This is a genomic window from Xanthomonas sp. 3307, from assembly GCF_014199735.1.
GTDB lineage: Bacteria > Pseudomonadota > Gammaproteobacteria > Xanthomonadales > Xanthomonadaceae > Xanthomonas_A > Xanthomonas_A rydalmerensis.
The window spans coordinates 114,671-123,084 of the sequence record NZ_JACHOG010000010.1; the positions used below are offsets into that span (position 1 = coordinate 114,671).

Genomic DNA, 8,414 nt, shown 5'->3' on the forward strand with positions numbered 1-8,414 from the left:
GCATCCGCGTACGGAGCCGCTCTTGCGAATCCCCAATCCCGAATCCCCAATCCCCGCCCCAATGCGCCTGCTCCTGGTAGAAGACAACGCCGATCTCGCCGATGCGATCGTGCGGCGCATGCGCCGCAGCGGGCATGCGGTGGATTGGCAGCGCGACGGCTTGAGTGCGGCCGGGGTGTTGCGCTACCAGCGCTTCGATCTGGTGGTGCTGGACATCGGCCTGCCGGGGCTGGACGGGTTGCGCGTGCTGGCCGGCCTGCGCGAGCGTGGCGATACCACGCCGGTGCTGATGCTGACCGCGCGCGATGGGATCGAGGATCGCGTGCAGGCGCTGGACGTGGGCGCCGACGATTACCTGGGCAAGCCGTTCGACTTCCGCGAGTTCGAGGCGCGTTGCCGGGTGTTGTTGCGGCGCAATCGCGGCCAGGCCAGCGAAGTGGTGCAGCTCGGCGGCTTCGCCTTCGACAACGCCGCGCACAGCGTCAGCCTGGACGGCACGCCGATCGAGTTGCCCAACCGCGAGTACCGCCTGCTGGAGATCCTGATCGGCCGGCTCGGCCAGGTGGTGGGCAAGGACGAGATCGGCAACGGCCTGTTCGGCTTCGACGACGAGGCCGGGCCGAATGCGATCGAGCTGTACGTCGGGCGCTTGCGCAAGAAGCTGGTCGACGCGCCGTTGCGCATCGTCACCGTGCGCGGCGTCGGCTACAAGCTGGAGGCGGCCGCGACGCCGCCGGATCCGGCGGCAGCGGACGCCGATGGCTGAGGCCGCGCCGCCGCCATCGATCCGGCGCACGCTGCTGCGCTACCTGGGCGCGCTGTCGCTGCTCGGCGCGGTGGCGCTGTTCTTCGTCGCGCGCGACTACGGCCAGCGTGCCGCCAACCGCTCCTACGACCACCTGCTGGTGTCCTCGGCGCTGTCCATCGTCGATTCGGTGGCGCTGGCCGGCGGCCAGTGGCAGGTGGACCTGCCGTATGCGGCGCTGGACCTGTTGGCGATGGCGCCGGAGGACCGGGTGTTCTACCGCGTGTTCGATGCGCGCGGGCGCACCATCACCGGCTACGACGACCTGCCGGCGGCGCCGTCGCTGCCGCGCGCGAGCGCACCGCCACGCTTGTTCGACGCGGTCTACAGCGGCGAACCGGTGCGCTTTGCGGTGGTGTCGCGGCGCGTATCCTCGGCGGCGGCGCAGGACCAGGTGTGGGTGCAGGTGGGGCAGACCCGCCGCGCACGCGAGGCGCTGGCGCAGGACGTGGTGCTGCACGCGCTGGTGGCGATCGCGCTGTTGTCGCTGCTGGCCTTGGCGCTGGTGTGGCTGGGCGTGTCGCGCGCGCTGCGGCCGCTGCGCACGCTGGAGCGCGAGTTGTCGCGGCGCGAACCGTCCGAGCTCAAGCCGGTGGCCGCGACCGCGCCGCAGGAGATGCAGCAGATGGTGGCGGCGCTGAACCGCTTCATGGCGCGCCTGGCCGGCAGTAACGAGACCTTGCGTGCGTTCATGGCCGAAGCCGCGCACCAGATGCGCACGCCCCTGGCGGCGCTGCGCGCGCAGGCGCAACTGGCGCTGGACGAGGACGACCCGCACGAGATGCGTCGCAGCCTGGAGGCGATCGAGCGCAATGCCACGCACATGAGCCGCCTGCTCAACCAGTTGCTCAGCGACGCCAGCGTGATCCACCGTTCGAACCTGCAACGCTACGCCAGCGTCGACCTGGCCGAGGTGCTGCACCAGGCCTTGCACGATGCCCTGCCGCAAGCGGCGCCGCGGCCGCGCGTGCAGTTGGCCATCGCCAGCGAACCGGCACTGGTGCGCGGCGATGCGCTGCTGTTGCGCGAGGCGATCAAGAACCTGATCGACAATGCCTGCAAGTACGGCGGCGACGGCGCGCTGCAGGTAGCGCTGACCTGTAGTCCACGCGATTGCGTGGTGACCGTGGCCGACCACGGCCCGGGCATCGCCGCGGCCGAGGCCGAGCGCGTGTTCGAGCGTTTCGTGCGCGGCGAGGGCGCGGCCGCAGGCGGCGCCGGGCTAGGCCTGGCGATCGTCAAGCGCGTGGTCGAGGCCCATGGCGGGCGCATCGACCTGTCCAATCGCGTGGGCGGCGGCCTGATCGCCAGCCTGCACCTGCCGAGGCTGCATCCATGACCCTGCCCGCGCTGCTGCGCCGTCTGCCGCTGTTATTGACCGTGCTGTTCGCCGGCAGCGCCCTGGCCGCGCCCGGCGACGTGCGCCGCTTCCCGGCGCAGGGCGCCGCCACCGCGCAGCTGTGCATCCAGGGCTCGACCGACATCGAGGTGTTCGCCGCGGTGATCGGCGACTACCAGCGCCTGCATCCGCAGACCGAGGTGGTGTACCAGGACGCGATCGCCTGGGACATCTACCAGCGCTATCTGCATCCAGGCCCGGGCCCGCGCTGCGCCGATCTGCTGATCAGCGCCAGCATGGACCTGCAGACCAAGCTGGTGAACGACGGTCACGCGCTGGCGCACCGCTCGCCGCAGACCGAGGCGCTGCCGGCGTGGGCGCAGTGGCGGCACGAAGTGTTCGGCATCAGCTACGAGCCGGTGGCGATCGTCTACAACACCGCGCGGTTGCCGGCCGCGCAGGTGCCGCGCACCCGCCGCCGGTTGCTGGAACTGCTGCGCGCGCCCGGCCTGCCGCTGCGCGGGCGCATCGGCACCTACGACGTGGAGCGCAGCGGCGTGGGCTACCTGTTCGCGACCCAGGACAGCCAACTCGGCAGCATGGCCGGGGCGCTGCTGGCGGCGATGGGCGACAACCAGGTGGTGCTGGAGGAGCGTACCGGGGTGCTGCTGGACAAGGTCGCGCGCGGCGAGCTGCTGCTGGCCTACAACGTGCTGGGCTCGTACGCGCAGGCGCGCATCGATGCCGGCGCGCCGCTGGCGATCGTGCAGCCGGAGGACTACACCCTGGTCGCGCTGCGCACCGCGGTGATCCCGTGCGACAGCCCGCATGCGGCCGAGGCGCGCCGCTTCCTGGATTACCTGCTGTCCCCGCGCGGGCAGCAGGTGCTGTCGCGCGAGGCGCGGCTGCAGCCGATCCTGCCGCAGCCGGGCGTGGCGGCGCAGGGTGGGCCGGCCGCCGCCGCGGCGTTCCGCCCGATCGCGCTGGGGCCGGGGCTGCTGGTGTACCTGGACGCGCTGAAGCGGCGCCAGTTCCTGGACGCCTGGCGCAGCAGCATGCAGCAGGCGCCGCCGCACTGAGCTAGGGCGTGTCCCCCCTCCCCGAGCATGCCGCGCCGCGGTTGCGCGTGCCTGTGGCAAGGAAGAGCGAGGAAGTGGACGTGCGTCCACGCCCGAGCGATGACGCGGCCACGGGCGCACGCAACCGCGGCCCTTCGGGTTGGGTCTGGCAGGCGCGCTACCGGCGCCGCGCGGCTTGACCTGACGGCCAGTCAGGCGCTGCGCCACGCAACGCCGGCAGCGCGCCTGCCAGACCCAACGCGGCATACTCGGGAATGGGTGACACGCCCTAGGGCGCCTGCGCTCAGCGTGCGAAGCGTGGCTGGCGCCCGGGCGAACACAGCACGCGCACGCTGTCGCCCAGTTCCTCCGGCGCGCCGCCGGCCAGCAGCGCGTGCAGGCGCGGCCGGTCCGGGGCTGCGCCGGGTGCCAGCCCAACCCAGGCGTCCTTGCCGGCGCCCTTGGCGGCGTAGAGGCAGCGGTCGGCCAGGCCCACGCTCTGTTCCCAGTCGCCCAGCGCCGGCCACGCGGCGACGAACGGCCAGGGCGCGAAGCCGATCGAGCAGGTCAGCGTCAGTTCGCGTTCGGCCAGGACGAAGCCCTGCGTCGCCACCGCCGCGCGCAAGCGTTCGGCCAGATCGCTGGCGGCGTCCTCGCGCGGCAGGCGCGTGACCAGCAGGAACTCCTCGCCGCCCCAGCGCACCAGCAGGTCGCGCTCGCCGCACAGCCCGCGCAGGCGGTCGGCGCAGTGCACCAGCGCGGCGTCGCCGGCCTGGTGGCCGTAGTCGTCGTTGATGCGCTTGAAGTTGTCCACGTCGATCATGAAGAAGTACAGCGCATCGGCGCTGCTGCCCGCGTCCAGCGCCGCCAGCAGGGCCGGGCATTCGCGTGCCAGCCAGTCCTGCAGTTCGCGGCGGTTGGCGACCTGGGTCAGTGGATCCAGGCGCGTGGCCGCCTGCAGCCGCGCATTGCTCTGCAGCAGTTGCTGGTTGGCGCGCTCGAGCTGGCGGGTGCGCTCGGCCACGGTCAGGTTCAGCAGTTCCACCATGTCGCGCTCGCGACTGACCGTACGCCGCACCCGCTGCAACGCCAGGCCGAGCAGCGCCAGGCCCAGCACCACGTAACCGGCGTAGGCCAGCGGGTGCCGCCACGGCGGCGGCAGCACCTCGATCTGCAGCCGTCGCGCGGCGCCGAACTGGCCGTCGCGGCCGGCCGCTTCCACCACCAGCGTGTAGCGGTCCGGCGGCAGGTGGCTGACCGAGAAGTCGCTGTGCGCGGTCTGCGGGTACACCCAGCCCTTCTGCAGCCCGTCCACGCGATAACGCAGGCGCGCGGTGCCCGGGGCGACGAAGTCGATCGCGGTCATGCCGATGGTGAACACGTTGTCGCGGTGGTCCAGGACGATGCGCTGCGCGTAGACCACGTCGCTCTCGGCCTGGTTCTCGCCGCCGTTGCGGTCCTCGCCGGCATTGAGGATGCGCAGGTCGGTGAGCACCGCGCGTGCCTGCGGGCTGCGCAGCGGCAGGCGCGTGGGGTCGATCACGTCCACGCCCTGGGTGCCGCCGAAGTACAGCAGGCCGCGCGCGTCGCGATAGCCGCGGCCGCTGTTGTATTCCTGGTTCTGCAGGCCGTCGCGGCGGCCCAGGCTCTGCACGATGCGGGTGCGCGGATCGAGCACGCTCAGGCCGTTGTTGGTGCTCAGCCACAGCCGTCCCTGCGGGTCCGGCAGGATGGTGTAGATCACGTTGCTGCTGAGTCCCTCGCGGTCGCTGTAGCGCAGCGCCACGTCGCGCTTGAGGTCGACGCGGAAGAGGCCGCCGGAGAAGGTGCCCACCCACAGCACGCCATCGCGTTCGTACAGCGACCACACCGAGGCGTAGAGCGGGCTGCCACGCGGGCGGTAGGGCTCGACGGGACGGCCGCTGCGCATGCGCCACAGGCCGCAGTCGTTGCAGCCGATCCACAGCGTGTCCTCGCTGTCGCGGTAGATCCGGGTCAGGGTGTGTCCGTTCAGTGGCGCCCAGCGCGGATCGTCGTGCACGCGTCCGCCGACCACGCGGGTCAGGCCGCGGCGGGTGGCCACCCACAGCGTGTCGCCTTCCAGCATCAGGTCGTTGATGTGCTCGTCGGCCAGCCCGCCCAGGCGCCGCAGTGCGCCGCCCCGGTCCAGGTGCCACAGCCCCTGGCGCGTGCCCAGCCACCAGCCGTCGCGGTCGGCGGCGATGCTGCGGATCGCCTGGCTGGCCAGTCCCGGCACCACATGCCAGGCGGTGTGGCTGCCGTCGCGCAGCAACAGGCCCTGGTCGGTGCCGATCAGCATGCGCTCGCCGTCGCGCCAGATGCTGCGCACGCTGCTGCTGGGCCAGGCGTGGATGTCGCTGACGCGCTCTTCGTCGTTGCGGATCACCGCCGACAGCGGCCGTACCCGGTACAGGCCGCCGGTGTAGGTGCCGATCCACCAGGTGCCGTCGGGCGCCTGGTAGAAGCGGATGATGGCGCTGTTCGGCGGCATGTCGAAGCTCAGCTGCTGCGGCACATGCCGCGCACTGTCCAGTTGCGTCACCGTGGCGTTGGTGGTGCCGATCAGCACGCGGCCATCGTGCAGCCGGATCAGCGCGCTGAGGTCGCTGCCGCCGGTCAGCAGTTGCGCCGGCGTCCAGTGCGCCAGCACCGCGCCGTGCGCATCGAGCTGGAACAGTCCGCCGCGCGCCGAGGCCAGCCACAGCCCTTCCGGCCCGGACTGCAGGCCCACGCATTCGTCGATGCCGCGCGGTGCCGGCAGTTCCTCGCGCGCCTCGCGGCCCAATCGCCACAGCCGGCATTGCCGGTCCAGCGCCACCGGCTGCTTGCCGTCCGGCATCCAGGTCAGGCCTACCACCGGCGCATCGCCGCCCAGCGGCCGTGCCTGCTGCAGATCGGCGTCGACACGGTCCGCCCCGCGTTCGGTGCCCAGCCACGCGCCGCCCTGCGGATCGATCAGGATCTGGGTGATGCGGTTGTGCGACAGCCCCTGCTTCGCGCCAAGGCGGTGGTGTTGCCAGGTGGCCAGCTCGATCACTTCCAGGCCGGCATCGTTGGTGCCCAGCCACAGGCGGGTGCCGTGCGGCTCGAAGCCGATGCTGTCGATGCTGCTGCTGAGCAGGCTTTGCCGGCCGTCGCTGCCGAGCTCGTGCCGGTAGGCGCGGAACAGATGCCCGTCGAAGCGGTTCAGCCCTTCCTGCGTACCCACCCACAGGAAGCCTTGGTCGTCGCTCTGCAGGGCGTTGATCGACAGTTGCGACAAGCCGTCGTCCAGGCCGAAGTGTTCCAGGCTGCTGGGCAGGTCGGTGTCGTCGACCGTCTCGGCCGCGGACGCAGCCGGGGTCAGCACCAGGCACAGGATGAGGCAGGACGCGGCCAGCGGCAGGCGGCCCAGCAAGTTGGAGAGCGAGACGATCACGCCGTGTTATCGGCCATGGTGGGTCCGGCCTTGAATGCAGGCGGGCGGTGCCTCGTCGCTGGCTGCGGCAGGTAAGGCGCGGCGCGTTGTTCCGTGCGGAGCATGCCGAGCTCCGCCACGTGGTACGTGCCGCCGCCGACGGCCGTGGCCCGCCAATCGCCGCGCTACCGACGCGGCCCGGCGCGCGCACGCTCGGCATCCAACCGCGCCGCACGTACACTGCATGCTCTGCGCGCTGTCCGCGCCCACCCGACGACGCCTCGCGGCGTCCTGCCAGCCGCCTCACGCCCATGGATGCCCCGACGATCCTGGTCGCCGACGACCACCCGCTGTTCCGCGCCGCCGTGCTGCACGCGCTGCGCCAGGCCTTGCCGCGTGCCCTGGTGGTGGAGGCGGCCAGCGCCGCAACCCTGGACGCCGCACTGGCCGCGCAGGCCGATGCCGACCTGATCCTGCTGGACCTGGCCATGCCCGGTGCCCGCGGATTCTCGGCCCTGCTGCACGTGCGCGGCGAGCGCCCGGACGTGCCGGTGGTGGTGATCTCCTCTAACGACCACCCGCGGGTGATCCGCCGCGCGCAGCAGTTCGGCGCGGCCGGGTTCATTCCCAAGTCCTCGCCGGCCGAGACCATCGGCATCGCGGTGGCGGCGGTGCTCGATGGCGGCACCTGGTTTCCGCCGCTGACCGCGGCGCGTTCGGAGGCTGACGCGCAGCTGGCCGCGCGCCTGGCGCAACTGACCCCGCAGCAGTTCCGCGTGCTGCTGTGCCTGGCCGACGGCCTGCTCAACAAGCAGATCGCCTATGAGCTGGGCCTGGCCGAGAACACCGTCAAGGTCCACGTGACCGCGATCCTGAAGAAGCTCGAATGCCACAGCCGCACCCAGGCGGCGGTCCTGGTGAAGGCGCTGGAGCCGGAAGGCGAAGCCTGAACCGGGGCGCCGGCGGGGGGCGTTTTCCGCGGCGCCCGGATACGCGATGCTATGCGCCGATGCCCGCGCCCCCTGCGGGCGGAGACCACCGGACCATGCCCACCACGACCATCCGCAACGAGCAGACCGCCTACTATCCGTTCCTGCAGGAGATGCTGGACGACGACTACTTTCCCCCGTCGCTGGTCGGCAAGGGGCAGAAGATCCTGCTGCGGTTGTGCGAGGCGATCGAGGCGCAGGCACCGGCGGACCTGCCGGCGCTATACCGGCTGACCCATGCCGCCACCGAGGAGTTCAACAAGCTGGCGCTGGAGTTCGAGGCCCACGACAGCGAGATCGAGACCGCTGCAAGCGCGAACATCGGCGTGGATTTCCTGCACATCGCCAGGGCCTATGGCTTTGCCGACGCCGACGTCGAAGAACTGATCGCTCCGCGCGAGTGGTGAAATCGGCTTTTCCTTCTCCCTTCGGGAGAAGGTGCCCCGCAGGGGCGGATGAGGGTGCGGCGGCCAGTGCTGCCTCATTGCAAGGGCAGTGATGAGCTTGGTTCGCCAGCTGCGCATGAGGTCTTGCGTGGCGCTGCGCGCCCCGTACCCTCACCCCAACCCCTCTCCCGGTGGGAGAGGGGCTCCGGTTGTTCCCTTCTCCCGCCGGGAGAAGGTGCCCCGCAGGGGCGGATGAGGGTGCGGCGGCCAGCGCTGCCTCATTGCAAGGGCAGTGATGAGCTTGGTTCGCCAACTTTGCACGAGGTCTTGCGTGGCGCTGCGCGCCCCGTACCCTCACCCCAACCCCTCTCCCGGTGGGAGAGGGGCTCCGGTTGTTCCCTTCTCCCGCCGGGAGAAGG

Annotated in this window: 6 protein-coding genes; 5 read left to right on the top strand and 1 reads right to left on the bottom strand. The window is 71.6% G+C overall.

What is annotated here, in order from left to right; translation table 11 throughout:
• The first annotated feature begins 61 nt into the window (after positions 1–61).
• The 3 genes from GGR64_RS19145 to GGR64_RS19155 are packed head-to-tail and all read left to right on the top strand — an operon-like array spanning position 62 to position 3,223.
• Complete coding sequence (locus tag GGR64_RS19145) at positions 62–766, top strand: response regulator transcription factor (protein WP_160965246.1); 705 nt, start codon at positions 62–64, stop codon at positions 764–766.
• Positions 759–2,144, top strand: a complete 1,386-nt coding sequence (locus tag GGR64_RS19150) for a sensor histidine kinase (RefSeq protein ID WP_184647824.1) — start codon at positions 759–761, stop codon at positions 2,142–2,144. The genes GGR64_RS19145 and GGR64_RS19150 overlap by 8 nt, the downstream gene beginning before the upstream one ends.
• Positions 2,141–3,223, top strand: coding sequence for an ABC transporter substrate-binding protein (locus GGR64_RS19155; RefSeq protein ID WP_184647826.1), 1,083 nt, complete (start codon positions 2,141–2,143; stop codon positions 3,221–3,223). Before GGR64_RS19150 ends, GGR64_RS19155 begins: the two co-directional genes overlap by 4 nt.
• A 283-nt stretch (positions 3,224–3,506) precedes the next feature.
• Here GGR64_RS19155 and GGR64_RS19160 read toward each other — a convergent pair whose 3' ends face one another.
• Positions 3,507–6,641: a ligand-binding sensor domain-containing diguanylate cyclase gene (locus GGR64_RS19160; protein ID WP_184647828.1), complete on the bottom strand. Its 3,135-nt coding sequence runs from the start codon at positions 6,639–6,641 to the stop codon at positions 3,507–3,509.
• Positions 6,642–6,931: 290 nt separating this feature from the next.
• On the opposite strand from GGR64_RS19160, the gene GGR64_RS19165 reads away from it, so the two are divergent.
• Together GGR64_RS19165 and GGR64_RS19170 are read left to right on the top strand one after the other, a co-directional pair.
• Positions 6,932–7,570, top strand: coding sequence for a response regulator transcription factor (locus tag GGR64_RS19165; RefSeq protein ID WP_048490880.1), 639 nt, complete (start codon positions 6,932–6,934; stop codon positions 7,568–7,570).
• Positions 7,571–7,665: 95 nt separating this feature from the next.
• Complete coding sequence (locus tag GGR64_RS19170; RefSeq protein ID WP_184447116.1) at positions 7,666–8,016, top strand: DUF5713 family protein; 351 nt, start codon at positions 7,666–7,668, stop codon at positions 8,014–8,016.
• Positions 8,017–8,414 lie beyond the last annotated feature (398 nt).